Below are 25,443 nucleotides of genomic sequence, written 5' to 3'. Positions count from 1 at the left end.
CCCGCCCGCCACCGGGTCAGCTCGCTTCTTCGAGACCGGCGAGCTCCGCCGCCTCGAGGTCGGCGAGCCAGAACTTCTGCAGCATGTGCCAGTCGGCCGGGTGCGCGGCGATGTCGCCGGCGAACACGTCGGCCAGCGCCTGCGTGGCCGCGGGCACCTCGGCGCGCGCGGTGACGCGGATGCGCGGGTGCACCCGCAGCTCCCAGCCGTCGCCGCTGTACCAGGACCCCACCGGCAGCAGCGCCGCGCCGGTGGTCGCCGCCAGCCGGGCCGGGCCCGCGGGCATCCGCGTCCGCTCGCCGAAGAACTTCACCTCGAGGCCGCTCGTGGTGAGGTCGCGGTCGCCGACGAGGCAGACGACTTTGTTCTCGCGCAACCGCTTCAGCAGCACGCGCATCGCCGCGCTGTCCCCGGTGAGCGGCACGATCTCGAACCCGAGCGACTCGCGGTAGGCCACGAACCGGCGGAACAGCGACTCGGGTTTGAGCCGCTCCACGACCGTCGTGAAGCCGCCGAGGTACCTCGCCAGCCACACCCCCGCGACGTCCCAGTTGCCGCTGTGCGGGAGCGCGATCACCGCACCGTTGCCCTCGGCCAGGGCGGCGTCGATGTTCTCGACCCCGGTGATCGTGAAGTTCGCGAGCAGCTTGTCCTTGTCGGTCGAGGGAAGCCGGAACGACTCGTACCAGTAGCGGGCGTACGAGCGCATGGCCCGGCGCACGAGCTCGTCGAGCTCCTGCTCGTCGGCCTGCGGCACGACCCGCGTGAGGTTCGCGCGCAGCTGCCGCACGCCACCGCCGCCGCGGCGCGTGGCAACGTCGGCGCCGAGCGCGAACACCGCCGTCCCCACCGGCCTGGGGAGCCGGCGCGCGAGCCGCCAGCCCGTCGCGTAGCCGAACTCACCGAGCCGCTGGGACAGCGCGCTCACGGCTTCGCCCCGCCTGGCTGCACGTCGCCGGCCGGCTGTTCGGCGGGTGCCGAGGTGGTCGGCTCGCTGTCCGCGGACGCGGCTCGCTCCGCATCCGTGGTCTGAGCGGGTGGCGTGGCCTGCGGTGACTGCGGTGACTGCGGTGACTGCGGTGACTGCGCTGACTGTGCGGCTGTCGCGGCCCGGGCGGCGCTCGCGACGGCGGCGGCGCGCTGCACGAGCGTGACCGCGGACAGCACCGCGAGCAGCCACAGCGTGATCTCGACCGTGTAAGGCAGGCCGAATCCGTGCAGGCCGGTGCCGACGAGCGCGATGATGAGCCGCTCGGCGCGCTCGATGAGCCCGCCGTCGGCTTCGAGGCCCGACGCCTCGGCGCGGGCCTTCACGTAGGAGATCACCTGGGCGAGCACCAGGCAGATGAGGGCGGCGGCACCGGCGCGGTTGTTGTCGTCGACGGCGAAGCACCACCAGGCGATCGCGGCGAACAGCGCGCCGTCGACGAGCCGGTCGCAGGTCGCGTCGAGGACCGCGCCGAACGGCGTGCCGTAGCCGCGGGCCCTGGCCATCGCGCCGTCGAGGAGGTCCAGCATCGCGAACCCCCACACGGTGAACGTCCCCCACAGCAGGAGCCCCTGCGGGAAGAAGGCGAGCGCGCACGCCACGGCACCCGCGGTGCCGATCACGGTCATCGCGTTCGGCGTCAGTCCGACGCGGACCAGCGTCCGGCCGATCGGGTCGGTGACGCGGGAGACTGAAGCACGGGCGAAAATGTTGAGCATCTCGTCGTCTGGTGCACCTGACTAGGGGGTGGGTGGGCCACGAAAGCCTATCGACCCCGGCGCGCGGGCCCCACGTCCCCGCCCCGCGACCCGCCGGGCGATCAGCCGGATTTCGGCAGTTCGACGACCGGGGCCACGAATTCGCCCGCCTCGGCGGCCTCCGCCGCGGCCGCGCAGCGCGGCGACAGGCGGGCCAGCACCGCCTTGCTGATCTCCCCCAGCTGCCGCACCTGGTGCGGCGTCAGCGGGTCGAACAGGCTTTCGCGCACGGCTTCGACGTGCCCGGGCGCGGCTTCCTGCAGCGCCGCGAAGCCGGCGTCGGTGAGCACGGCCCACGCGCCGCGTTTGTCGGTGGGGCACGACTCGCGCCGCACCCAGCCCTTCGCCTCCAGGCGCGCCACCGCGTGCGAGAGACGGCTGCGCGACGACCGGCGGGCGTCGGCGAGCTCGCTCATGCGCAGCCGGCGGTCTTCGGCCTCCGACAGCGAGACGAGGACCTCGTAGTACGTGTGCGGCATGCCCGATTCGTGCTGCAGCTGACCCTCGAGGTGCGCCTGCAGCATCGCGGCCGCCTGGGAGAAATCACGCCAGACTTGCTGCTCTTCGTCGGTGAGCCATCGAGGTTCGGACATACCACCATGCTACCCCTGATTGAGGGCTCAATTACCGCGTCCGTACACTCCCGCGTCGCCCGTTCTTCACCAGGCGTCCGCCAGGAGTTTCCGCGTTTCGCCGAGCAGCTGCGGCAGCACCTTCGTCTGGCCGATCACCGGCATGAAGTTCGCGTCGCCGCCCCAGCGCGGCACCAGGTGCTGGTGCAGGTGCGCCGCGATGCCCGCGCCGGCGATCACGCCCTGGTTCATCCCGATGTTGAACCCGTGGGCCGCCGAGACCTCCCGCACCACGCGCATGGCGTGCTGCGTGAACTCGGCCAGCTCGCGCGTCTCGTCGACGGTGAGGTCGGTGTAGTCGGCCACGTGGCGGTAGGGCACCACCATGAGGTGCCCCGGGTTGTACGGGTACAGGTTCAGCACCGCGTACACCGTTTCGCCGCGCGCCAGGATCAGCGCCGTCTCGTCGTCGAGGCTGGGGATCCGGCAGAAGGGACAGCCGTCCGGCTCGTCGCCATCCGGCTTCTCCTGCCCCTTGATGTAGGCCATCCGGTGCGGGGTCCACAGCCGCTGCAGCGCGTCCGGGACCCCCACGCCGTCCTGCTCGACGATCTCGGGACCGTCCAGGTCGCTCACCGCAGGATCTTCTCCACGGCCTCGACGCTCGGCGAGTCGTTCTCGCGGCGGGCGATCCACTCGGCGATGGCTTCGACGGCCGCGTCCACGGACACGCCGTTGATCTGGCCGCCGTCGCGGAACCGGAACGACACCGCGCCCGCCTCCGCGTCCTTCGCGCCGGCCAGGAGCAGGAACGGCACCTTCTGCGTGGTGTGCGTGCGGATCTTCTTCTGCATCCGGTCGTCGCTCGCGTCGACCTCGACGCGGATCCCCTTGTCGCGCAACGCCTTCTCCACCCCGTGGAGGTACTCGACCTGGTCGCCGGTGATCGGGATGCCCACGACCTGCACCGGCGAGAGCCACGCCGGGAACGCGCCCGCGTAGTGCTCGGTGAGCACGCCGAAGAACCGTTCGATCGAACCGAACAGCGCGCGGTGGATCATCACCGGGCGCTGGCGCGAGCCGTCCGGTGCGGTGTACTCGAGGCCGAAGCGCTTGTTCTGGTTGAAGTCCAGCTGGATCGTGGACATCTGCCAGGTGCGGCCGATGGCGTCCTTGGCCTGCACGGAGATCTTCGGGCCGTAGAACGCGGCGCCGCCCGGGTCGGGCACGAGCTCGAGGCCGGAGTCCATCGCCGCCTGCCGCAGCGTTTCCGTGGCCTCCTCCCACTCCCACTCCTCGCCGATGAACTTGTCGGAGTCACCGCGGGTGGACAGCTCGAGGTAGAAGTCGGAGAGGCCGTAGTCGGCCAGCAGGTCGAGCACGAACTTGAGCAGCGACCGCAGCTCGCCCGGCATCTGCTCCTTGGTGCAGTAGATGTGCGAGTCGTCCATCGTGAGGCCGCGCACGCGGGTGAGGCCGTGGACCACACCCGACTTCTCGTAGCGGTACACCGTGCCGAATTCGAACAGCCGCAGCGGCAGCTCCCGGTACGACCGCCCGCGCGAGCGGTAGATCAGGTTGTGCATCGGGCAGTTCATGGCCTTGAGGTAGTAGTCCTCGTCCTCGAACTTGACCGGCGGGAACATCGTGTCGGCGTAGTAGGGCAGGTGGCCCGAGGTGTGGAACAGCTCGCCCTTGGAGATGTGCGGCGTGTTCACGAACTCGTAGCCGGCCTCCTCGTGGCGGCGGCGCGAGTAATTCTCGAGCTCGCGGCGGATGATGCCGCCCTTCGGGTGGAACACCGGCAGGCCGGAGCCGATCTCCTCGGGGAAGGAGAACAGGTCCAGCTCGGCACCGAGCCGGCGGTGGTCGCGCCGCTCGGCCTCGGCGATGCGCTCCAGGTACGCGTCCTGCGCCTCGGCCGATTCCCACGCCGTGCCGTAGATCCGCTGCAGCTGCGGGTTCTTCTCGCTGCCGCGCCAGTAGGCGGCGGCCACGCGGGTCAGCTTGAACGCGGGGATGAACTTCGTGGTGGGCACGTGCGGGCCGCGGCAGAGGTCGCTCCACACGCGCTCCTTCGTGCGCGGGTCGAGGTTGTCGTAGATGGTGAGCTCACCACCGCCGACCTCCATCACCTCGGAGGTGTCCACTTCGGACTTGAGGTCGACGAGCTCGAGCTTGAACGGCTCGTCCGCCAGCTCCTCCTTGGCCTCCTCGACGGAGTCGAAGACGCGGCGGGAGAACTGCTGCGCGCCCTTCACGATCTGCTTCATGCGCTTCTCGAGCGCCTGCAGGTCCTCGGGCGTGAACGGCTTGTCGACCGCGAAGTCGTAGTAGAAACCGTCCTTCACCGGCGGGCCGATGCCCAGCTTCGCCTCGGGGAACTCCTGCTGCACAGCTTGGGCGAGCACGTGCGCGGCCGAGTGGCGGATCACGCTGCGGCCGTCCTCGGTGCTCGCCGCGACGGGCTCCACCTCGGTGTCGGCCTCGGGCGCCCACGCCAGGTCGCGCAGCTTGCCCTCGGCGTCGCGCACGACGACGACCGTGTCCGGACCCTTGGTCGGCAACCCGGCTTCGCGGACCGCGGCGCCCGCCGTAGTGCCCGCCGCGACCACCACGCGCTCGGCGGGGACGGCGGCGGCTGACGGCGGATGCGACACGATCGGCTCCTTCTGGGGCAAGTGACGAGGATGACTCCCGTCGATGCTAGTCGGCGGCCCGTGGGCGCCTGACGCCTGGCGGCGCTAACGCCGCGCACCCCGCCCCGGTGGCACCGGGCGGCCCGGATCGGCTCCCCCGTGACGGTGCCGGGCCACCGTCACGAGGTCCCGCACCCGCCGCGCCCACCGCGCAGTGCCGGTCGCGGACGCGAAGCGGCCGCCGGCCCCCACGGGGTCGGCGGCCGCCGGACGGGCCGTTCGCGGCGCGGCTCAGTAGGCGCCCTGGCCGGCGACGACGGCGCGGAAGGTCTTCCACAGGATGACCAGGTCCAGCGCCAGCGACCAGTCCTCCACGTACCGCAGGTCGAGGCGGATGCTCTCGGCCCACGTCAGGTCGCTGCGGCCGCTGACCTGCCACAGGCCCGTCAGTCCCGGCTTCACGAGCAGGCGGCGGCGCGCGTCGGGTGCGTACTGCCGCGTCTCCTCCGGCAGCGGCGGGCGCGGGCCGACGAGGGACATGCGGCCCGACAGCACGTTGAACAGCTGCGGCAGCTCGTCGAGCGAGTAGCGGCGGAGCAACCCGCCGACGCGGGTCACGCGCGGATCGCGCTTCATCTTGAACAGCGGGCCCGCCCCCTCGTTGTCGCCCTCGAGGTTCCGGCGGATCTTGTCGGCGTCGGGGACCATCGTGCGGAACTTGAGCATCGTGAAGCTCTCGCCGTCCTTGCCGACGCGGCGCTGCCGGTAGATCACCGGCCCGCGGTCCCCGAGCTTGACCGCGAGCGCGATCGTCAGCAGCACCGGGGAGAACAGTGTGAGCAGGAACGCCGCGCCGCAGCGGTCGAGGGCCTCCTTCACGAGCCGGCGGCCGCCGGTGAACCGCGGCGCCGTGACCCGCAGCAGCGGCATGCCCAGCACCCCCGAGACGTTGAGCCGCGGGCCCGCGATGTCCATCAGCACCGGTGCCACGACCAGGTCCGCCGTCGTGCCCTCCAGGTCCCACGCGAGCCGCTGCAAGCGCTTCGGGTTCCAGTACTGGTCGCCGGTGACCGCGACGACGCGGTACCCGCCGCGGCGCACGTGCCGCGACAGCTCCTCGAGCCTGCCGACGACCGGAACCCCGTCGATCTCACCGCTGTCGCGGTCCGCGCCGTGCCCGGTGAGCGTGCACACCGCCTCGACGCGCCAGCCCACGTGCGCTTCGGACTTGGTGCGCGCGATCAGATCCGCGACCGTCTCGGGACTGCCGGCCGCCATCACCGGCAGCAGGCACAGCCCCCGGCGGCGCTGCCGGTGCAGCACCTGGCGCAGGAGATAGCGCTGCGGGAACGCGAAGAGCGCGATCACGGGGACGACGATGAACACCCACGGCTGCACGTCCAGGGCGCGGAAGAGCAGGCCGCCCAGGGCCACGAGCACGGCGGCCACGACGAGGCCGCGCCCGAGCGTCCGGTACTCCTCAGGCCCCTCGCCGAGCACGCGCGGGCTCCACGCGCGGCAGACGGGCAGTGCGCACAACACGGCCAGCGCCGTGCCGATCGCGTGCATGTCCTGCGGCGCCACGCGGTCGATCACGAAGGCGCTCACGCCGATCACCACGAACGCGGCGACGATGTCGCTCGCGACGACCCAGGCGCGGTACCGCCTCTCCCACGACGCCGGGTGCGACTTCGCCGACGCCGATTCGACGCCCGCCGGCTCCGCGCCCCGCGCCGCGGGGATCGCCTGGAGGTCGATGTGCGGCGGCGGTTCGCTGACCGTGGACGAAGGCCGCACCGACTCTTCCATCAGACCTCCCAGGAGCATGGTTCGAAGGCCTCCGCCGGCACGCTGCGTGAACGACCGCCATCACCGAGGGTGATCGCAATCGCACCCGATTCAGCCACCAAAGGAGCGACACACGCCAAGGTATCGGCCGCTCTCAGGGCATCGTTACAAGGATTTCGAGCCACATCCTGCAGGTCTTTCACGCAAATGAATGGCTTGATGATAACGGGATGATGACGATGAGTAATGCGAAGCAACCCACCGATCACTACGGAATGTAGTCAAGTTTCCACCACGGCCGAAGGCCGGAGCCGGGCCGTTCCGACGGCAGACTGTTCCACTGTGGACACTCCCGCCCGGATACGTCCACAGTGGAGCCGCCGGGACGCCACTCGGGCGGACACCGGATCAGACCAGGTTCGCGGTGACATTCTGCGTCTCGATGTCACCGCGTCGCGTTTTCGTCACACCACGAACCCCACCCGGGCCCGCGTCGATCATCCTCGCTTCACACCCCTCGGAGTACAGGCGCGCCGCGCCTCCGCCGGTCACGCCGCGCTCCCGGCGGCAGACGGTGCCGTTCGCCCGTCTCGCCGCACCGGTGGCCGAGTCGTGACCAACGCCGCAACCCTGCAGATTCACCGGAACGGCCGCGTCCCGAACGGAAACCTTCGAACTTCGAGACTGGCGTTCCAGCGCTCCAGAGGCGGCTTCGCGGCGCCGGCCGGCGGCGCGGCCGAGGTGTTGGCGCGGCGCCGATGCGGCCGTTCGGGTGGTCTGCACCGACCCCTCGTCGGAAAAGTGCCCAGGATCACACTCAAGTCACCGACACCGTCTCGGATGCGACAGAAGTGGCGACGCACGACCGGAACGTGTCGACGTTCCTCTGGCAATCTGCAGGTTGCATCCGGAGCCCCGGCTTCCGGCTGTAGCCGAGCCGTGATGAGCGGCGCGAAGATCACCTTCGGAGGGCAGCCGCCGGGCGAGGTGCTGACCTGGGAAAATTCTTTCCCGGAAAACACTCGAGGCCCCGGATCACGGATCCGGGGCCTCGTGGTGGTGGGCGATACTGGGATCGAACCAGTGACCTCTTCGGTGTGAACGAAGCGCTCTCCCGCTGAGCTAATCGCCCGCTCGCGGTGTGAACAGAACTCTACCGCACGACTTTCGAGGGCCTGCAAACGGGTGGTAACCCCCAACCACGCTCCGTCTACCAGCGGATACGGAACGAACAACCCCGAGCTAGCCGGGGTTGTTCCGCGGTGGGGGCGCTCGCGCCCCGCCCCGACATCCGTGCGACGGTGCTATCGCGCGGCGGTCGAACCGCGCAGTATGTACGTGTGGTTGCCCAGCGGGCGCCCGCGGAAGGCTGCGCGGCGCGGGCGACGACGGACGGCCGGAACCGATGACCACGGACGGGTGATCTCCACCGAACCCGCGACGGAATCGGGTCCCCGGCGCGTCTCATCGTCGTCCTCGGTCGTCCGGGCCGGGAAGGGAGACGAAGGGTAGGACGATGCGCAACGATCACGTGACGCTCCGCTCGACAGCGGTTTTCGACCTGCTGGCGCCGCGGACCCCGGCGGTTCCGGTCAAGGTGGAGCTGCGCTACGACACTCGCGACCCCTACGCGGTCGTGGCCGCTTTCCGCACCGGCCGCGCGGGCTGGGTCGAGTGGGTCTACGCCCGCGACCTCCTCGCCGACGGCCTCCTGGCCGACGCCGGCGACGGGGACGTGCGCATCCGCCCGTCGGTCGAAGACCCCGAGTCCGTGCTCATCGAGCTGAACTCGCCGTCCGGGCACGCCATGTTCGAAGCCTCCGCCCAGGAGCTCGCCGACTTCCTCGACCGCACCTACGATGTGGTCCTCCCCGGCAACGAGCACCTGTGGGTCGACGTCGACGACGCCCTCACGCACCTCATCCCGAACGATCTCGCCTGATCACAGCCCCGCAACCGGCGGATGACCCCCCGGTGACGGGGCGGTTTTCGGCGTCCGATATGGTTCTTCCACACCACGGCGACGGGGTGCGGGTCACGAGCCCGGACGCTCCCAAGTCGCGGACAGTGCGGACGTAGCGCAGCTGGTAGCGCATCACCTTGCCAAGGTGAGGGTCGCGGGTTCGAATCCCGTCGTCCGCTCGGTAGGCTCTCGAGCCTGTACGGTGGAGTGGCCGAGAGGCGAGGCAACGGCCTGCAAAGCCGTGTACACGGGTTCGAATCCCGTCTCCACCTCGCGCGATTAGCTCAGCGGGAGAGCGCTTCCCTGACACGGAAGAGGTCACTGGTTCAATCCCAGTATCGCGCACCACCGGTTCTCGGCAGTGTTTGGAAGCCCTGCTCCTCTTCGGAGGGGTGGGGCTTCAGTCGTCTGAGGGCGGCGGTTCCGGAACCGGTATCGATCCCGCCGGCGGGACCGCAAGTGCGGCGCCCGCTCCCCTGGATACAACGCAGCCAGCCCTCTTCCAGCGCGTCGAGGACCTGGTTCGCCAGCGCCGGGGTCACCGTGCAGGCGGACGCCCGGCAGCTCGTAGTGTCCAATCTGGACACTACGTTGAACCCGAAACGAACGGTTGCCGGACCGAGCAGCGACACGCCGGGACGATTCTCCGGCGCCGTCGTGACCAGCCAGTGGTCCTCACTCCAACGCTGGTCGATCAGGTGGGGTGGAGGGCCAGTCCAGCACGGTCAGCTCGGGCCAGTGCTGCCGCCATCGCGTCGTCTTGGTCTCGTACACCGATTGTGGGGCAAGCACGGGGTTCGGGCGGACAACGAGGTTGAACACGTCTGACAGGCCGTGCGGCGCATACACCCGCCACGAACCGTCCGCCTCTGACCGCACGCCCAAGCAGCAAGTCGTCGCCGCGAAACTGTCGATCGCCGCCTCGGTGGAGTCGTACGGCGGACAGGCCACCCCGAACTTGTCCTCGTACCAGAGGTGAACCCGCGCCTCATTCCGGATCTCGACCTCCGCCGGCAGGTCGGCGAACACCTCCCGCCCAGCCCTGATCACCGCGTCCTCGGCCTCCCAGGACAGATCACCGGCGTCGAAGTAGAAGACGTCGTAGTCCTTGATGCCGCTGGCCGGTGGCCTGCCCGTCACCACGTTCCACACGGTCTGGAACAAGCACCCGGCGGTCGCGTACCACTCCGGAAGATTCAACGCCGCAGCCCGCGTCAGCACCTCCGTCAACACCTCGTTGCGGGACAACACCGCACGCAGGGACTCGAGTTGCTGATCAAGGGGCAGCCGACTGATCACCAGCCTGCTTACCACAGCTGCCACACCGGCCACCACGCGCTCCCCCGACGGCACCGAGGACGAGGCGTTCTCCCAGAACAACATCGCCCGCAGACCGCGTACCGTGGGGGGCTGGCGTCGTCCCGGCGTAGGGCAGGTCCTCCGCTGACGATCATCGTCGTGCGTTGAGGTCCGGGCTGGAGAGTGACAGATGAGTCGATCCACACTCACCACTGATGATCTGGTCGCGGGCTGGCGTCGGGCAGGCGTTAAGGAGGGCATGGACGTGATGGTGCACTCGTCGCTGTCCAGCCTCGGCCCCGTCGACGGCGGTGCCGCGACCGTGGTGAACAGCCTGCTCCGCGCCGTCGGTGCCACAGGCACCGTCGTCGTGCCCACCTTCACCCCGAACGTCGCCGATCGCGATCCGGAGCACGTCGGCGTCCCGGATGAAGGAGTCCGGGAACGACGGGACGCAGTACCGACGTTCCACTGTTTCATGCCGTCCAGCACGGGCGCGGTCGCGGAGGCACTCCGCACACTGCCTGGCGCCGTGCGAAGCTCACACCCGCAGGTGTCGCTGGCCGCGATGGGCGCGCGAGCCGGACAGATCGTGGCAGGGCAATCACTCGGCTTCGCTCTTGGCCGGGAATCACCGTTGGGGCGCCTTTACGATCTCCGCGGAACCATCTTGCTCATCGGCGTGGGACACGATCGCAACAGTTTCCTCCACCACGCCGAAACGCTCACTCCGCGTCCCCGCTTGAAGCTGCGGCGGTTCCCGGTGACCACCCGTCGGCAGCGCATCTGGTGTGAAACCGTCGACGTCGCCGACGACGAGGACACCTTCTTCCCCGTCGTGGGCCGAGACTTCGAACAGCGCTTCGGCAGCGGTGAAGTCACCGTGGGCCGCGCGGCGTGCCGGCTTTTTCACGTCCGCCCGTTCGTGGACTTCGCCGTCCAGCGACTCACCGAGATCCTCGCACCGGAGCGGGAACTCGAGGTCGATCGGAAACGGGTGGCCGCTGACCGGACGGAACCGTAGCTGCTGTCGCGTCCCGTGTAACGCGTGGGAAGCACTGAGTGGGCCCGGAGCCGATCGGTGTGAAGCGGGGACTCACCCCACGATCACGGTCCGTGCGCCCTGTTCGTCAATTGCCCGCTCACGCGTTCTTCGCCCCTGTTCCGCCGGGCCGGGGAACGGTTTTGCGAACCGCGACCGCATCCCCACGACCGGGACCGTGCTGCATCTCGCGCGGGCGCACCACGGGTGCAAGTTGGCAACCAGCGCGGCAAAAGGGGACGCCGGTTGCCGACTCGACCACAGCACTCCCGATCGCCGGAGATCCGCTGAAGGAGGACTCGTCATGCCGGATGTCGAGTTCGTCAACCTCTTCGCCGTCGCTGCGATCGCGCTCGGCGCGCCGCTGTTGCTCGCGTTGCTCCCCGCCGTGCGGATCCCCGCTGTGGTGCTGGAGATCGTCGCCGGCATCGTCGTGGGCCCGTCGGTGCTGGGCTGGGTGGACCCTGACCTGCCCGTGCAGATCGTCGCGCTGTTGGGGCTGGCGTTCCTGCTGTTCCTGGCCGGGCTGGAGATCGACGTGCACCGGTTGCACGGCCGGACGCTGCGGGTGGCGCTGCTCGGCTACTCCGCCACCATCGGCCTCGGGGTTTTGGCCGGCCTCGGTTTCGGCGCCGCCGGGTGGGTGACCAGCCCGCTGCTGGTCGCCGTCACGCTGTCGGCCACCTCGCTCGGGCTGGTTGTGCCGATACTCAAGGACGCCGGGCAGGCCGGCGGAGCGCTCGGGCAGGCCGTCATCGCCGCGTGCTCGGTGGCTGACTTCGCGGCCGTGGTGCTGCTTTCGGTGCTGTTTTCCTCCGCCGGTGCCAGCGGGGGTGCCCGGGCGGTGCTGGTGGTCATGTTCGTGGTGCTGGTCGCCGTCACCGGGCTTGTCGTTTCCGTCGTCGGCCGGTCCCGCCGGCTGGGGTCGGCGCTGACGCGGCTGCAGGACAGCACCGCCGAGATCCGCGTACGGGCGGCGGTCGTCCTGCTGATCGCGTTCTGCGCGTTGGCCGAAGCGTTCGGGCTGGAAAGCATCCTCGGTGCGTTCCTGGCCGGCGCGGTCGTCGGCCTGCTCGATCGAGACAGCTCGTCGCACCCTCGCTTCCGGGCCAAACTCGAAGCCATCGGGTACGGGTTCCTGATCCCGGTCTTCTTCGTCGCCAGCGGCCTGCGGCTGGATCTACCTGCGCTGCTGGCCGACCCCGCCGCGCTGGCCAGAGTGCCCTTGTTCCTCGCCGCCCTGCTGGTCGTGCGCGGCGTTCCCGCGCTGCTGTACCGGAAGGCGTTCGGGGCCCGCCGCACCGCGGCCGCCGCGTTGCTCCAGGCGACCTCTCTGCCGTTCGTCGTCACCGCGACCCAGATCGGGGTGACGACGGGACTTCTGACGCAGGTCACCGCCGCCGCGCTGATCTGCGCCGGTCTGCTGTCGGTCTTGCTGTTCCCCGCCGGCGCCCTCGGTCTGCTGCGGAAAACCTGAAGCCCGGGGCCGCGCGAGGAGCGGCGGGCCGCGGCCACCGCGCGAACCGAAGCAGGCTCAGGATTTCCGCAGCGGCCGGAACGCGGCCCGCACTTCCGTCGCGAACAGGTCGGGTTCCTCCCAGGCGGCGAAATGGCCACCGGCGTCGACCTCGTTGAAATACGCGAGGCCGGGGTAGACCGTCTCGGCCCAGCTGCGCGGAGCAGCCCAGAGCTCGCCGGGGAACGTCGTGAAGCCGACCGGAACCGAGACCGCAGGAGGCGCCTGGCCCTGGGCCCGGCCGAATTCCCAGTACCACCGGGCGCTCGAAGCGCCGGTGCCCGTCAGCCAGTACAGGGTGATGTTGTCGACGATGTTGTCTCGAGTGAGATTGCCCGCGGGCCTGCCGTCGACGAACGCCCGGGAGATCTTGTCGTAGCTGTCCGTGTCGTGGTCGAGCATCCAGGCCGCCAGCCCGACGGGCGAATCCAGCAGGGAGTAGCCGATCGTCTGCGGCCGGGTGGACTGCTCGAGGAAGTAGGCGAAGCCGTCCGTCATGAACGTGTCGAGCGCGTCGTGCGCTGCGCGTTCCTGCTCGGATTCACCCGGCAGGCGGTCCTTGAGCCCGATCGCCGCGGCGAGCAAGGTGGTGTGGATGCCGAGCAGACCCTCTGGTGCTCGGCGGCCCATCGCGTCCGTGACCGTGGCGCCCACGTCGCCTCCCTGGGCGACGTAACGCGGGTAGCCGAGGCGATCCATCAGGACCGCCCACGCGCGGGCGATCCGGCCCGACTCCCAGCCGAGCTCGGTCGGCTCGCCGGAGAAGCCGTAGCCGGGCAGCGACGGCAGGACGAGGTCGAACGCGTCGTCGGCCTGCCCACCGTGCGCGGTCGGGTCGGTAAGCGGACCGACGACCTCGAGCAGCTCGACGACCGACCCCGGCCAGCCGTGCGTCATGATCAGTGGCAGGGCGTTCCCGTGTTGCGACCGCACGTGGACGAAGTGGATCTCGACGCCGTCGATGTCGGTCGTGTACTGCGGCAGGGCGTTCAGCTTCGCCTCGAACGCGCGCCAGTCGTAATCGGCCGTCCAGTAGCGGGCCAGCTCGCGGACGGTCGCCAGCTGCACACCCTGGGAACGATCGGTGACCAGCTCTCGGCTGGGCCAGCGCGTGGCCGTGATCCGGCGACGCAGGTCGGCGATCGCTTCTTCCGGCGTGTCGAGGCGGAAGGGACGGATTTCGGTGCCGTTGGACATGTTCTCCTCCTATCGGGCCGGGTAGCCCGGCGTCGCCTCCTCTGCGGGGACGCCGGGCTCCACGATTCGGGCGAGCACACGCCCGCGTCAGCCGGTCGTGCGCGGAGTTCCCTGGCGTGGCGCCCCGGCCGGCTTGCCCCTGGTCGCGCGTTCAACGAGGACCGGCGGACAGGCGTGGATCCGCGCATCGGCGAAGCGGGACCGCTCGCGCACGACCTGTTCCCGCACCAGCGACGAATCGAGCCCGGCGCAGCCACGCGAAAGCCGGTTCTCGAGATACGTGAACTGCGTGTCCAGTTTCTCTGACGCGATGGCGTCCATCGTGTGTGTGCCTGCACCCTGCCTATCGACCTATACGTCCTTAATGCCCGTTATGCGAGGAGCTTCATTGCACGTCAGCAAGTTGAACAAAAGATGAACGAACGGGTTGCGTTGCACGGTGGAACACCGACCCCTTGTTCACACCAATCATTCATCCGAATTCGACATCCACCTGATCATGACTCCTTGACTACAACGCTTTTATTTGCGCTCGTGTTGCAACTAATACCGTTTTCACGATCAGCAGTCAATATTGACCGGTTAATGGAGTTTATTAGGTGAGTGAATCATTCGGCTACTCGGCACGACATCCGACGAAATCTTCAAGGAACCCGGATCTGCCGATGCAGTGACCGGTGCCGAGCCCGTGTTCGCCGAGCGCCGGCCGATGTCGTGCGTGCCGATCACGTGCCGGTCGACCTGGTCGCCGAACAAATTCTAAGATCCATTTGGAGCAGCTGGGACACAAAGGCTGCCCCGTAAATTATCACTGCTGAAGGCTTGACAGCCGGGCGTCGTCCACCACTAGCCTGGATACTGCGTACCAAAATAGATGTTCTTGTGGAGCCGGCTCCGATTCTCAGAAATTCGCGTTGGGGCGTATCAAGAACGTCTTCGCGGGGATTTTCGGGTTGGCGGGGGTTGGGTCGCATGAGACAGGGGTCGGCACCGGGAACGCTCTGGCGACGCCGGCGCTGCTCGACGGCGCACGGCACCTTTGGCAGCACGGCGCAGCGCACTGCGCCTGCGATCGGTTCCGAGCGCGCTCGCCGACACCCGGCCGCGCCCGCGTCTCGACTTGCGGCAATTCCTTCCGCGGTCTCGGCGCCGACTCCCCGCCGCGGGCACCGTTCCGCCTCTTTCAAGCGAGCACGGGTCTGCCGCCGGTGTCGGTCGATGCGTACCTGCATCCGGCGATCACACGGCTGTGCTCATGACGTGAGGTCCACAGCCGGAGGCTGCATCCATCCTTCCTGCGGGGGATCGCGCCGGCTTACGGCCGGCTGTGTTCCTGCCCTGGTTCCGGCAGCAGCAGCCCAGGAAATCGCGAATTTCGTTCATGAGTCAGGTGCCCTTGTCGCGCCGACCGCTCCAAGTTCTGATCCACGAGGTTCATCAAATGGGAAACTTCCACGGCGTCCTGACCGCTGAGTCGCCTGACAATCCGACCGTGCTCGCCGAACGCGAGCGACTCTTCGCCGAAGTGCTCACTGAGATCGTGGGCACCGACCACGTGCCGGTCGACGGCCACTTCTTCGACGACCTCGGCGCCGACTCCATGGTGATGGCTCGCTTCTGCGCGCGGGTACGCAAACGGCCCGACCTGCCCTCGGTGTCGATGCCGGACGTCTACAAACACCCGACGATTCGGAGTCTTGCCGGGGCCCTCGCCGCCACAACCGCGCCCGCCCCGCAGCCGACGACCGCGCTCGCCGAACACGAACGACAGTTCACCGAAATCCTCACCGATATCATCGGCACCGACCACGTACCGGCCGACAGCCACTTCTTCGACGACCTCGGCGCCGACTCCATGGTCATGGCCCGCTTCTGCGCACGGGTACGCAAACACCCCGACCTGCCCTCGGTAGCGATGCCCGACGTCTACAAACACCCGACCATTCGAAGCCTCACAGCGGCCGTCACCACCACGCCCGCCCCGCAGCCGACAACCACGCTCGCCGAACACGAACGACAGTTCACCGAAATCCTCACCGATATCATCGGCACCGACCACGTACCGGTCGACAGCCACTTCTTCGACGACCTCGGCGCCGACTCCATGGTCATGGCCCGCTTCTGCGCACGAGTACGCAAACACCCCGACCTCCCGTCGGTAGCGATGCCCGACGTCTACAAACACCCGACCATTCGAAGCCTCACAGCAGCCCTCACCACCACCGAAACCGACCGCAACCCCACGTCTTCCTCGCAGCCGGCGACTCCGGCGGCTCTCATCGAGCCGCCGAAGCAAAGACGCTTCGGTCGATCTGTCCTCTGCGGGGCGTTGCAGCTCCTGTTCCTCCTCGGCTACCCGGCCCTCACTGCGGCCGTCTGGGTGGCGGGCTTCAACTGGGTCTCGACGAGCCCGAACCTGGTCGGCGTCTACGTGCGTTCGGTCGCTTTCGGCAGCGCGATTTTCCTCGGCCTGTGCGCCGTTCCGATCCTCGTCAAGTGGGTGCTCATCGGCCGGTGGAAGCCTCAGGAGATCCGCGTCTGGAGCTTGGCGTACGTCCGCTTCTGGCTCGTCAAAACCTTGATCCAGCGGAACCCGATGATGTTGTTCGTCGGTTCACCGCTCTACGCGCTGTACCTGCGGGCACTGGGTGCGAAGATCGGGCGCGGCGCCGTCATCTTCTCCAGGAACCTGCCCGTGTGCACCGACCTGCTCAGCATCGGCGACGGCGCCGTGATCCGGAAGGACTCATTCTTCAACGGCTACCAGGCCCACGACGGGGTCATCCGGACGGGTGCGGTGACCATCGGCAACGACGCGATCGTCGGCGAGGCGACGGTGCTCGACATCGGGACCTCGCTGGGTGACGGGGCTCAGCTCGGGCACTCGTCCGCTCTGCACGCGGGTCAGGCAATTCCGGCCGGGGAACGCTGGGTCGGCTCGCCTGCCCAGCGGGGTGAGAAGACGAACCAGATGGCGGTCACAGCGCGCGACGTCGGCAAAGCACGACGGGTGGTCTTCTCGACCGTGCAGCTGGGAAACCTGCTGCTGCTGGGTCTGCCGCTGACGTTCGGCCTCGCGGACTTCGCGCTCCCACGGCTCCCGGAGTTCGGCCCGCTCCTCGACTCGGCACCGGTGTCCCTCACGACCTGGACGTTCTTCCGTGACGCGCTGGTCGTCTCCGCCGTGGTCTTCTTCGGCGCGTTGCTCGTCGGCCTCGTGCTCGTGGGAACCGTTCCGCGCGTGCTGAACCTCTTCATCAAGCCGGACGAGGTCTATCCGCTGTACGGCTTCCACTACTGGGTCCATCGCGCGATCACCCGCACGACCAACATCAGGTTCTACACGACTCTCTTCGGCGGAACCTCCTACATCATCTACTACCTGCGTTGGCTGGGCTACAGCCTTCGCGGGGTGCGCCAGACCGGTTCGAACTTCGGCGAAATGGTCAAGCACGACACCCCGTTCCTCAGCGCGGCCGGCAGCGGAACGATGGTCGCCGACGGGCTGTCCATCATCAACGCCGATTTCTCCAGCACCTCGTTCCGCCTTTCCCGTGCGTCGATCGGGCCGGACAACTTCCTGGGAAACATGATCGCCTACCCGCCGCAGAGCAAGGCAGGCGACAACTGCCTCCTCGCGACGAAGGTCATGGTTCCCCTCGACGGAAAGGTGCGGGAAGGCGTGGGCCTGCTCGGCGCGCCCAGCTTCGAGATCCCGCGATCGGTCATGCGCGACAAGCAGCTCGACGTGAGCAGCGAAGACGAGCTGCGCCGCGGGCTCAGGGCCAAGACCATCCACAACACCGTCAGCATGACGCTGTTCCTGCTGGTGCGCTGGACTTTCTTCTGGTCCGTCACCGTGGTCTACCTGGCTGCCATCAACCTCTTGAACCCCTTGGGCGCGCTCGCACTCGCGATCGCACTGGCCACCGCAGTGGTCATCGTCTTCACGGTCGTCTACAACGTCCTGGTCGACCGGCTGTTCCGGCCGCTGCAGGCCTTGGTGCCGCAGGGGTGCTCGATCTACAACCGCGCCTTCTGGCGGCACGAACGCTTCTGGAAAGTCAGTTCCCTCACCTACGTCCTCGCCTTCAACGGCACCCCGCTCAAGAACGTGATCTGGCGGCTGCTGGGTATGCGGGTCGGCCGCCGGGTCTTCGACGACGGCCTGCGCGTGCCCGAGCGGACGTTCACCACGATCGGTGACGACTGCACCCTCAACGCGGACACCATCGTCCAGTGCCACTCACAGGAGGACGGCGGGTTCAAGTCGGACCGCATCGCGATCGGTGCCGGCTGCACCCTCGGCGTCGGCGCGTTCGTCCACTATGGAGTAACGACGGGCGACGGCGCGGTACTCGCCACCAGTTCCTTCCTCATGAAGGGCGAGGAAGTGCCACCGAACGCGCGGTGGGGCGGAAACCCCGCCACGGAGATGCGCGAGCACCCGGGCGATCTGCCGGTCCGACAGATCAGCATCGATGACAACCGCACAGTACTCGTGCGCGGCGGCTGAGCCACCCCGAACTGCTCACGTCCCCCTCTGGTCGGAACTGAAAGGAGATCGAGATGTCGTCCTCATCACCCTTGCTGTTGGACGTGGATCTGCAGCTCGGCAGGGTGCCGATGGTGCGGGCCGGCGACGGGCCGAGCTGGACGGCCGGGCACCGCGATGCCTTGCGTGCCGTCGTCGCCGAGCACGGTGCGGTCCTGGTCCGCGGTCTCGGGCTGCGCGATGCGGCCGAGGTCGTCGAAGTGTTCCGTGGGCTCGCCACCGCAGGCCTGATGACCGAGCGGGAGGGGTTCGCAGAGCGGCAAACCTACGCCGAGGGCGTGTACTCCTCGTCGAAGTGGCCACCGAACCAGCCGATGTGCATGCACCACGAACTGAGCTACCGGCTCGAATTTCCCGGCGTGATGCTGTTCGCGTGCCTGTCCGCGCCCGCCAAGGGCGGGGCAACCGGTGTGGCGGACTCGACGGCGGTGCTCGACGCGCTGCCCGGTGACCTCGTCGAGCGACTCGAGCGGGAGGGCTGGACGCTCGTCCGCAACTACAACGAGGAGATCGGCGCATCGCTCGCGCAGGCGTTCGGCACCGAGGACCATGGCGCGATCGAGAGCTACTGCCGCACCAACGCCATCGAGTTCGAGTGGCAACCCGATGGCGGGCTGCACACCCGGCAACGGCGCAGCGCAGTGGTGCGGCACCCGGTCACCGGTCGGCGCTGCTGGTTCAACCAGATCGCCTTCCTCAACGAGTGGACGCTCGACCCCGAGGTGCGCGAGTTCCTGGTCGACACCTACGGCGCCGAGGGTCTGCCGTTCACCACCCGCTTCGGCGGCGGCGAGCCGATCGGCGAGGACGTCGTGCAGCTGCTGAACGAGGTGTACGAAGCCAAAACCGTGCGGGAGCCCTGGCAGGCGGGCGATCTGCTGCTCGTCGACAACATCGGCAGCGCACACAGCAGGGAACCCTTCACCGGACCGCGCGAAGTCCTGGTCGGGATGGCTGACCCGGTTCGCCTCGCCGACTGCTCGCCCACGGTCGAGGTCGACGCCGGATGACCACCGACTCGCGCCGGCCACGGCTCCTGTTCGGCGGATCCACCGGCACGGTTGTCCGGGGCGCGACGAGCCGGCTCACCCGCACTGGCGCCTGCGGCGAACGCCCCGGACCCGGGCGAGCGTCGCTGCATCGGCACCGTCTACCAGACCAACGGACGTGCTCGACTCCGCTGACCTGAGCCTGCGCCTTGAGTTGGTGTCGGCTTCGGCGCGGGACAAGGGCTGGGACTCGCCGGCCGCCCGGCGAAAGGACCAGAAAGGAATCTTCCGAGATGATCATGCGGTTACCGGACCTCGTCGCCGAGTCCGCCGAACGCGCCCCCGATGCGCCCGCCCTGACCGCGCGAACGACCACGATCTCCTACGCGGATCTGTCCGAGCGGACGGAGCGAGCGGCCGCCGGCCTGCGCGATCTCGGGCTCGACGCCGGTGAGCGCGTCGCGGTCTTCCTGGACAAGAGGATCGAGACCGTCGTGGCGCTGTTCGCCTGCTCGCGGGCCGGTGGCGTGTTCATCCCGGTGAACCCCGTGCTGCGGGCCAGGCAGGTCAGGCACATTCTCGACGACTGCGCCGTGCGGGTGCTGGTGACGTCCAAGGATCGGCTGCGGGCCCTGCGCGCCGAGCTCGCCTCCTGCAAGTCACTCTCCCACGTCCTCGTGCTGGGCGACTCGCCCGGTGAGGACAAAGAAGCCCCCTACCGCATGCATTCCTGGTCAGAGGTCGCCGAGCGCGCAACCCAGGCGGTGTGTCCGCCAAGCGGTGGCGTCGACACGGACGTGGCCGCGATCCTCTACACGTCGGGGAGCACCGGAGCCCCGAAGGGCGTCGTGCTGTCGCACCGCAACCTGGTCGTCGGCGCGGAGAGTGTCAGCACTTACCTGAACAACACGGAGCAAGACCGGATCCTGGCGGTTCTCCCGTTGAGCTTCGACGCCGGACTGAGCCAATTGACGACGGGCTTTTACGCCGGTGCCAACGTGGTGCTCGCCGACTACCTGCTGCCGGGAGACGTCGTCCGGCTCTGCGCGGAGCACCGCATCAGCGGGTTGGTCGGGGTACCACCTTTGTGGATCCAGCTCGCGGCCCAGACGTGGCCATCCGAGGCCGTAACGGGGATGCGTTACTTCGCGAACACCGGAGGGCGCCTCCCGCGCGTCACCCTGGAGCGATTACGAGCGATCTTCCCGGCTGCGGCGCCGTACCTGATGTACGGCCTCACAGAGGCGTTCCGCTCCACCTACCTCGATCCTCGGGAGGTCGACCGGCGGCCGGATTCGATCGGCCAGGCCATTCCGAACGCCGAGATCCTCGTAGTCCGGGAGGACGGCGGCCTGTGTGGTCCGGGCGAGCCGGGGGAACTGGTGCACCGAGGCCCGCTCGTCACCTTGGGTTATTGGAATGACGCGCAGCGGACGGCCGAGCGGTTCCGGCCGCCGCCGAACCGTCCGGTCGAGCTGTGCACGCCCGAGCTGGCGGTCTGGTCCGGCGACGTCGTCGTCCGCGACGAGGAGGGCTTCCTGTACTTCGTCGGACGGCGAGACGACATGATCAAGACATCGGGGTATCGGGTCAGCCCCCAAGAGATCGAGGAAGTGGCCTACGAGACCGGACTGGTGCACGATGCCGTAGCGCTCGGCGTCGAGGACGAGGCGCTCGGCCACCGGGTCGTCCTCGTCGTGACCCCCCGCGATCCCGCCGGCTTCGATCCGGAAGCGGTGACCGCGCGCTTGCGACAGGAACTGCCCGGCTACATGGTGCCCGCCGAAGTGGTGGTCCGCAGCGCCTTGCCCCAGTCGCCGAACGGCAAGTTCGACCGAGCGGTCCTTCGCCACGAGCTCGCCGCTTCCCGCCCTCAGGAGCCCGCATGACCGCAGCCGCCTACGCGAGCCCCACGAGCAGCCCGTTCACAAGCGCCGACGGCGTGCTCCACCTCGACGGCGCCCCGGTCAGGTTGTTCGCCGACCGCGCCGGTGCCACGCACCAGACCGCGGGCCTGTACGACCACCCCTGAGGAGAATCCACATGCCTCGCTCGCCACAGATCTCACAAGCGATTTTCGAGGACGTCAAGGCCGTCGTGGTGGTCACGCTGGACATCGAGGACCAGTCCGACGACCTCGGCCCGGAGACGGGCCTCTACGGCAGTCTTCCCGAGCTCGATTCGCTCTCCGTCGTCAAGCTCATCGTCGCCTTGAAGAAGCGGTTCGGAATCGAGATCGAAATCGACGAAATCGTCGGCGACATCTTCGACACACTCGGGCGGCTCGCGGCCTTCGTAGAGTCCAAAGTGGACTGAACGCCGGCAAGTGCTCGAGACGCGCCGCGGCATGACGGCGGCCGACCCGGTCCCGCGCCCGGCGCGTGTCACTGGAGCGGACGAGGCCGCGGCGTTGCCTTGCCTACCGCTCCCCCGTGGGCCGCCGGGTGTACCGGCGTCAAAAGCTCGACGCCGGAAGTCCGAGCGCCACCGCACGGCGCAGCGGCAGGCGTTCCAGCCGGCCCCATCGCAGCCCCAACCGGGCTGACTAGCACTGCCCGATGATATGAAACCTTTCAAGTATCGACCTAACCAGGGTTCCCCGGGAATGTCAACGTCGGACAATTCCGAGGTCGCGGGAGGTTTGCGGGTGGCCCGTTATTCCGCTGCCCATGACGCGACAAGGGGCGCCAACGGAAGCGACGGGCGTTCAGTCCAAGGGAGCCGGGAAACACGAAGCGGAGTCGGAGTCTGAGGCGAAATCGAAGGGACCGACTTCGACTACTTGGCACCGCATAGCGATAGTCCCTGCTGTCGCATAACGGATAAGTAGGACAATAATCCCACTTACACAGTCCCTCTCCACGACTCCCGACAGCGCCGCGAGTTCTGATTCCCCAATTCCCCTGTGCCCGCGATCGCGCGGCGAAGAATCCCGTGCCTCCCCTCCACATCCTGAACCGATTCCGCCAGCCGAAGGCGATGTTTGGCGCTTGACAACGGTCGCACGGAACCCGGAAACTAGAGTGACTGGAGTTGAAACGTTTTAATTCTCGAGTCCTCAACGGAGAGGCCAGTGACTGCGTACGGCACCACCGCAGGGGTACCGCACCGGCCGGAGGCGCGCCGGCCCGCTGTCGCGGACGCCTGGTCGCAAGCCGCGCCGGGTGACGGCATCGAGTCCGCTGAACCCGGCCTTCCACCCCCATCTGCGTGTCGTCGATGGACGATCAACGTCCGCACCTCGGTGCGCCTGCGTGGCCCGGCGCGGCCGACGACACGCTGCCGGCGCCGGATCCGCTCGCGTCGGCACTAGAGGCGTTCACGACAGGCGACGGTGTAGTGGCGTTTGCCGTCGCCGCGCTCGTCCTCCGGCTGCTCCTGAACTCTTCACCAAAAAGCAAGAACCGTTCCCCACCTGTCCCGGGAGGACCGATGGAAGACAGCAACCCCGGCTTCGACCGCAGAGATTTCCTCAAGATCAGCGGCGGCGTCGGCATGGCGCTGGCCCTCTCAGGCTGGACCGGCGCCGCCTCCGCCGACGCTTCCCCGACCAGTGCCGCCGACACGTTCATCAAGGCGCAGCACGCGTTCCTGGACAGCCCGGAAGGTAAGTACCGGCCGGGTACGCGGTGGTGGCTGGCCGAAGGCCTGCACACCGACGCGACCATCAAGGCCGACATGAAAACCCTCCACGACATGGGCATCGGCTCAGTCGAGATCGTCTGCATGCCCGAGCCCAACGTGGACAGCAACCTCAGCGACACGGTCTTCGTCACCAACACCACCGGCAAAACCCCCCAGCAGATCTACAGCTGGGGATCCGACGAGTGGAAAAACGACACCAAACTCATCATCCAGGAAGCCAACAAATACGGCATGGGCTTCTCCATGACCAGCGGCACACACTGGGCCAACGCGAACCTGCCCATCGAAAACCTGAAGTTCGACGACGACGGCGCCGGCAAAGCACTCGGCTACGCCATCCACACCACCACCGGCGGCACGACGTTCAGCGGCACCCTGAGGCGCTCGGTGATGACGGTGGCCGGAACAGTCCGGCAGGACCTGATCTCCGTGGTCGCTGTGCAACGGGCCGAGAGCAACACCGGCTCGGTCACCGCCGACGGCAGCATCTCCGGCACGATGAGCTACACCGACGACGCGGTCGTGCTGACCGGCAACGTCACCCTCGACGGCGCCCCGGTCACGCAGACGACGATGAAAGACCCCACCGGCAAAGCGAATTACTCCCTGACCTGGACCCCGCCGGCGGGCACCGGGACCTGGGACATCTACGCGTTCTGGATGCAGGCCACCGGCCAAGCCCCGACCCCCTCAGCCACCACGAACGTCACCATCAACTACATCGACCCGGCCGGCATGCAAGACTTCATCGACTACTACAAGAACCACATCTTCAGCGACCCCGAACTGAAAAACGCCATCATCGCCAACGGCCGCGGCGAAATGTACATGGACTCCCTGGAAATCTCCACCACCAACTCCAACGGCGGCGAATTCTGGGGCACCACCCTCATGAGGGAATTCCAGAAGCGCCGCGGCTACAGCCTCGAACCGCACCTGCCCTACGTTCTCAGGAAGGACGGCAGGGCCGGCCTGTCCTCATTCCTGGTGATCGGCGCCGATCAGGTGACGGTGACCAAGGTCCGCAACGATTTCTTCCAGACGATCACCGAGATGTACACCGACAACGTTCTCGAGCCGCTGCGGAAGTACCTGCGCGACGAAATGAACATGAAGCTGCGGGCGGAGATATCCTACGGCGTGAACTACGAGATCACCACGCCGGCCCAAGCGGTGGACTACGTGGAGACCGAGTCACTCGAGTACGGCAACCAGCTGGACGCGCACCGGTCGTTGGCGGGCGCTGCGCACACGCACGGTCTGCGGTACTCCAGCGAGACCGGGGCGATCAGCGGGAACAACTACACCTGGCCGCAGGATCGGTTCATGCAGATCATGAACACCCAGTTCGCCTCGGGCATCAGCCACACCGTGTTCCACGGCTACTCGAGCATCTCGGGCGCCGACTCCCACGACCCGTCGAACCCCTGGGACGGCACCTACTGGCCAGGCCACGAAGGCATGTACGCCCGGTTCTCGGAACGATGGGGCCCGCGTCAGCCGGAGTCCACGCAGTACACCGACTACATGCCGATGATCGCCCGCACCCAGGCCGTGCTGCAACAGGGCAAGCCGCAAATGGACCTGGCAGTTTTACGCACCGACTACGCCTACAACAACGGCGCGCCCGCCATCGACAACATGCGGCACGGCAAGGCCGCGTACTTCAAGGATCTGGAGCTCCAGGACAACGGCTACACCTACGACTACTTCGCGCCGGAAATCCTCGAGGGCCGGAGCGTCAAATACAGCAAGACCGACGGCCTGATCCCCGAAAACGTGGGATACCAGGCCGTCGTCATCTACCAGGATTCCATCCGGCTGAAGAGTGCCCAGGCCATCTACGCTCTTGCCCGGCAAGGTCTGCCCGTTGTTGTCGTCAACGGTTTGACCGAGACGGTGAGCGCGACCCGGAACTACCTGAACACCAAGGCCGCAGTTCACACCCTCGGCAACGAAGGCACCGACGCCGACCTGGCGAAAGTGATGGCACGCCTGAAAAAGCTCTCGAACGTGAAAGAGATCGACGCGGACGTTCCGCAGAGCGCGACCACCCCCGACCCGGCGGCCGCGGACTACGAGAAGACCTACTACTACGGCAAGACCGGGGTCTACGGCGCCCTGAAGCGACTCGGGGTGCGCCCGCGGGCCGAATACGTCCAACCGAACGAGACCGTGCTGACCACCATGCGCAGGACCGAGAACACGGTGTACCTGTTCGCATACAACTACCTGGAAAAGCGCGGCGACTACAACAACAACCCGATCGACTCCGCGACCGTCACGACGACCATCAGCGTCGCCGCGGTCGGCAAGCCCTACCGCATCAACACCTGGTCAAGCGGCATCGAACCGCTTGCCCTCTACCAGACCTCCGGCGGCCGGACCTCGTTCGACGTGACCCTCGCCCCCGGAGAAACCACGGTCATCGCAATCGACCTCAACACCAAGACCGCCGCCCCCCTGCGAAGCACCACCGCACCCCAAAGCGT

18 protein-coding genes, 4 tRNA genes and 1 pseudogene are annotated in these 25,443 nt (G+C 67.9%); 12 read left to right on the top strand and 11 right to left on the bottom strand.

Annotated elements, in window-relative coordinates:
* Positions 1-16 precede the first annotated feature (16 nt).
* From ACIA77_RS37800 to ACIA77_RS37765, 8 genes and pseudogenes are all read right to left on the bottom strand, one after another.
* Positions 17-928 carry a phosphatidylinositol mannoside acyltransferase gene (locus ACIA77_RS37800; RefSeq protein WP_395890904.1) on the bottom strand — a complete coding sequence of 304 codons (912 nt, stop codon included), beginning with the start codon at positions 926-928 and terminating at the stop codon, positions 17-19.
* Between the two features lie 167 nt (positions 929-1,095).
* Positions 1,096-1,707: pseudogene (pgsA, locus tag ACIA77_RS37795) on the bottom strand (phosphatidylinositol phosphate synthase); the annotation flags it as partial.
* 101 nt (positions 1,708-1,808) lie between these two features.
* On the bottom strand, positions 1,809-2,339 hold the full coding sequence (locus ACIA77_RS37790) for a MarR family winged helix-turn-helix transcriptional regulator (RefSeq protein WP_395890903.1): 531 nt from the start codon (positions 2,337-2,339) through the stop codon (positions 1,809-1,811).
* 66 nt (positions 2,340-2,405) lie between these two features.
* Entirely contained in the window at positions 2,406-2,954 is a 549-nt protein-coding gene (locus ACIA77_RS37785; protein WP_395890902.1) for an HIT family protein, read from the bottom strand.
* Positions 2,951-4,978: a threonine--tRNA ligase gene (gene thrS / locus ACIA77_RS37780; RefSeq protein ID WP_395890901.1), complete on the bottom strand. Its 2,028-nt coding sequence runs from the start codon at positions 4,976-4,978 to the stop codon at positions 2,951-2,953. Before thrS ends, ACIA77_RS37785 begins: the two co-directional genes overlap by 4 nt.
* A 270-nt stretch (positions 4,979-5,248) precedes the next feature.
* Positions 5,249-6,766: a sugar transferase gene (locus ACIA77_RS37775; protein WP_395890900.1), complete on the bottom strand. Its 1,518-nt coding sequence runs from the start codon at positions 6,764-6,766 to the stop codon at positions 5,249-5,251.
* Positions 6,767-7,153: 387 nt separating this feature from the next.
* Positions 7,154-7,528: a hypothetical protein gene (locus ACIA77_RS37770; RefSeq protein WP_395890899.1), complete on the bottom strand. Its 375-nt coding sequence runs from the start codon at positions 7,526-7,528 to the stop codon at positions 7,154-7,156.
* 274 nt (positions 7,529-7,802) lie between these two features.
* Positions 7,803-7,877, bottom strand: a tRNA-Val gene (locus ACIA77_RS37765).
* Positions 7,878-8,261: 384 nt separating this feature from the next.
* On the opposite strand from ACIA77_RS37765, the gene ACIA77_RS37760 reads away from it, so the two are divergent.
* From ACIA77_RS37760 to ACIA77_RS37745, 4 genes are all read left to right on the top strand, one after another.
* Positions 8,262-8,687 (top strand): SsgA family sporulation/cell division regulator, encoded by a 426-nt coding sequence (locus ACIA77_RS37760; RefSeq protein WP_005159130.1) that lies wholly within the window; start codon positions 8,262-8,264, stop codon positions 8,685-8,687.
* 127 nt (positions 8,688-8,814) lie between these two features.
* A tRNA-Gly gene (locus ACIA77_RS37755) sits at positions 8,815-8,887 on the top strand.
* A gap of 22 nt (positions 8,888-8,909) precedes the next feature.
* Positions 8,910-8,980, top strand: a tRNA-Cys gene (locus tag ACIA77_RS37750).
* Between the two features lies 1 nt (position 8,981).
* A tRNA-Val gene (locus tag ACIA77_RS37745) sits at positions 8,982-9,056 on the top strand.
* Positions 9,057-9,383: 327 nt separating this feature from the next.
* Here ACIA77_RS37745 and ACIA77_RS37740 read toward each other — a convergent pair.
* Positions 9,384-10,091 (bottom strand): nucleotidyltransferase family protein, encoded by a 708-nt coding sequence (locus tag ACIA77_RS37740; protein WP_395890898.1) that lies wholly within the window; start codon positions 10,089-10,091, stop codon positions 9,384-9,386.
* A gap of 175 nt (positions 10,092-10,266) precedes the next feature.
* Between ACIA77_RS37740 and ACIA77_RS37735 the strand changes: the two genes are divergently transcribed.
* Both ACIA77_RS37735 and ACIA77_RS37730 read left to right on the top strand, forming a co-directional pair.
* On the top strand, positions 10,267-11,031 hold the full coding sequence (locus ACIA77_RS37735; RefSeq protein ID WP_395890897.1) for an aminoglycoside N(3)-acetyltransferase: 765 nt from the start codon (positions 10,267-10,269) through the stop codon (positions 11,029-11,031).
* A 322-nt stretch (positions 11,032-11,353) separates the two neighbouring features.
* Complete coding sequence (locus tag ACIA77_RS37730; RefSeq protein WP_395890896.1) at positions 11,354-12,526, top strand: cation:proton antiporter; 1,173 nt, start codon at positions 11,354-11,356, stop codon at positions 12,524-12,526.
* A gap of 57 nt (positions 12,527-12,583) precedes the next feature.
* Here the strand turns inward: ACIA77_RS37730 and ACIA77_RS37725 are convergent, their stop codons facing one another.
* Both ACIA77_RS37725 and ACIA77_RS37720 read right to left on the bottom strand, forming a co-directional pair.
* A complete protein-coding gene (locus ACIA77_RS37725; protein ID WP_395890895.1) occupies positions 12,584-13,762 on the bottom strand; it encodes an epoxide hydrolase family protein in 1,179 nt (392 codons plus the stop codon).
* A gap of 87 nt (positions 13,763-13,849) precedes the next feature.
* A complete protein-coding gene (locus ACIA77_RS37720) occupies positions 13,850-14,083 on the bottom strand; it encodes a three-helix bundle dimerization domain-containing protein (protein ID WP_395890894.1) in 234 nt (77 codons plus the stop codon).
* A 1,120-nt stretch (positions 14,084-15,203) separates the two neighbouring features.
* On the opposite strand from ACIA77_RS37720, the gene ACIA77_RS37715 reads away from it, so the two are divergent.
* From ACIA77_RS37715 to ACIA77_RS37690, 6 genes are all read left to right on the top strand, one after another.
* Positions 15,204-18,278: a Pls/PosA family non-ribosomal peptide synthetase gene (locus ACIA77_RS37715; protein ID WP_395890893.1), complete on the top strand. Its 3,075-nt coding sequence runs from the start codon at positions 15,204-15,206 to the stop codon at positions 18,276-18,278.
* A gap of 53 nt (positions 18,279-18,331) precedes the next feature.
* On the top strand, positions 18,332-19,327 hold the full coding sequence (locus ACIA77_RS37710; protein WP_395890892.1) for a TauD/TfdA family dioxygenase: 996 nt from the start codon (positions 18,332-18,334) through the stop codon (positions 19,325-19,327).
* Between the two features lie 278 nt (positions 19,328-19,605).
* On the top strand, positions 19,606-21,195 hold the full coding sequence (locus ACIA77_RS37705) for an acyl-CoA ligase (AMP-forming), exosortase A system-associated (protein ID WP_395890891.1): 1,590 nt from the start codon (positions 19,606-19,608) through the stop codon (positions 21,193-21,195).
* Positions 21,192-21,338 carry a hypothetical protein gene (locus ACIA77_RS37700; protein ID WP_395890890.1) on the top strand — a complete coding sequence of 49 codons (147 nt, stop codon included), beginning with the start codon at positions 21,192-21,194 and terminating at the stop codon, positions 21,336-21,338. The genes ACIA77_RS37705 and ACIA77_RS37700 overlap by 4 nt, the downstream gene beginning before the upstream one ends.
* A gap of 11 nt (positions 21,339-21,349) precedes the next feature.
* The gene (locus ACIA77_RS37695) at positions 21,350-21,622 is read left to right on the top strand and encodes an acyl carrier protein (RefSeq protein WP_395890889.1); all 273 of its coding nucleotides are present in this window, start codon (positions 21,350-21,352) and stop codon (positions 21,620-21,622) included.
* A gap of 903 nt (positions 21,623-22,525) precedes the next feature.
* Positions 22,526-25,443, top strand: a 2,918-nt coding sequence (locus tag ACIA77_RS37690) for a glycosyl hydrolase (RefSeq protein ID WP_395890985.1), incomplete at its 3' end; no start/stop codon positions are given.

Origin of the sequence: Amycolatopsis sp. NPDC051903 (assembly GCF_044452505.1) — a bacterium.
In the GTDB taxonomy this organism is placed as follows: Bacteria; Actinomycetota; Actinomycetes; order Mycobacteriales; family Pseudonocardiaceae; genus Amycolatopsis.
The sequence above is the reverse complement of the archived record's forward strand: the minus strand, read 5'-3'. Positions and strand labels throughout refer to the sequence as shown.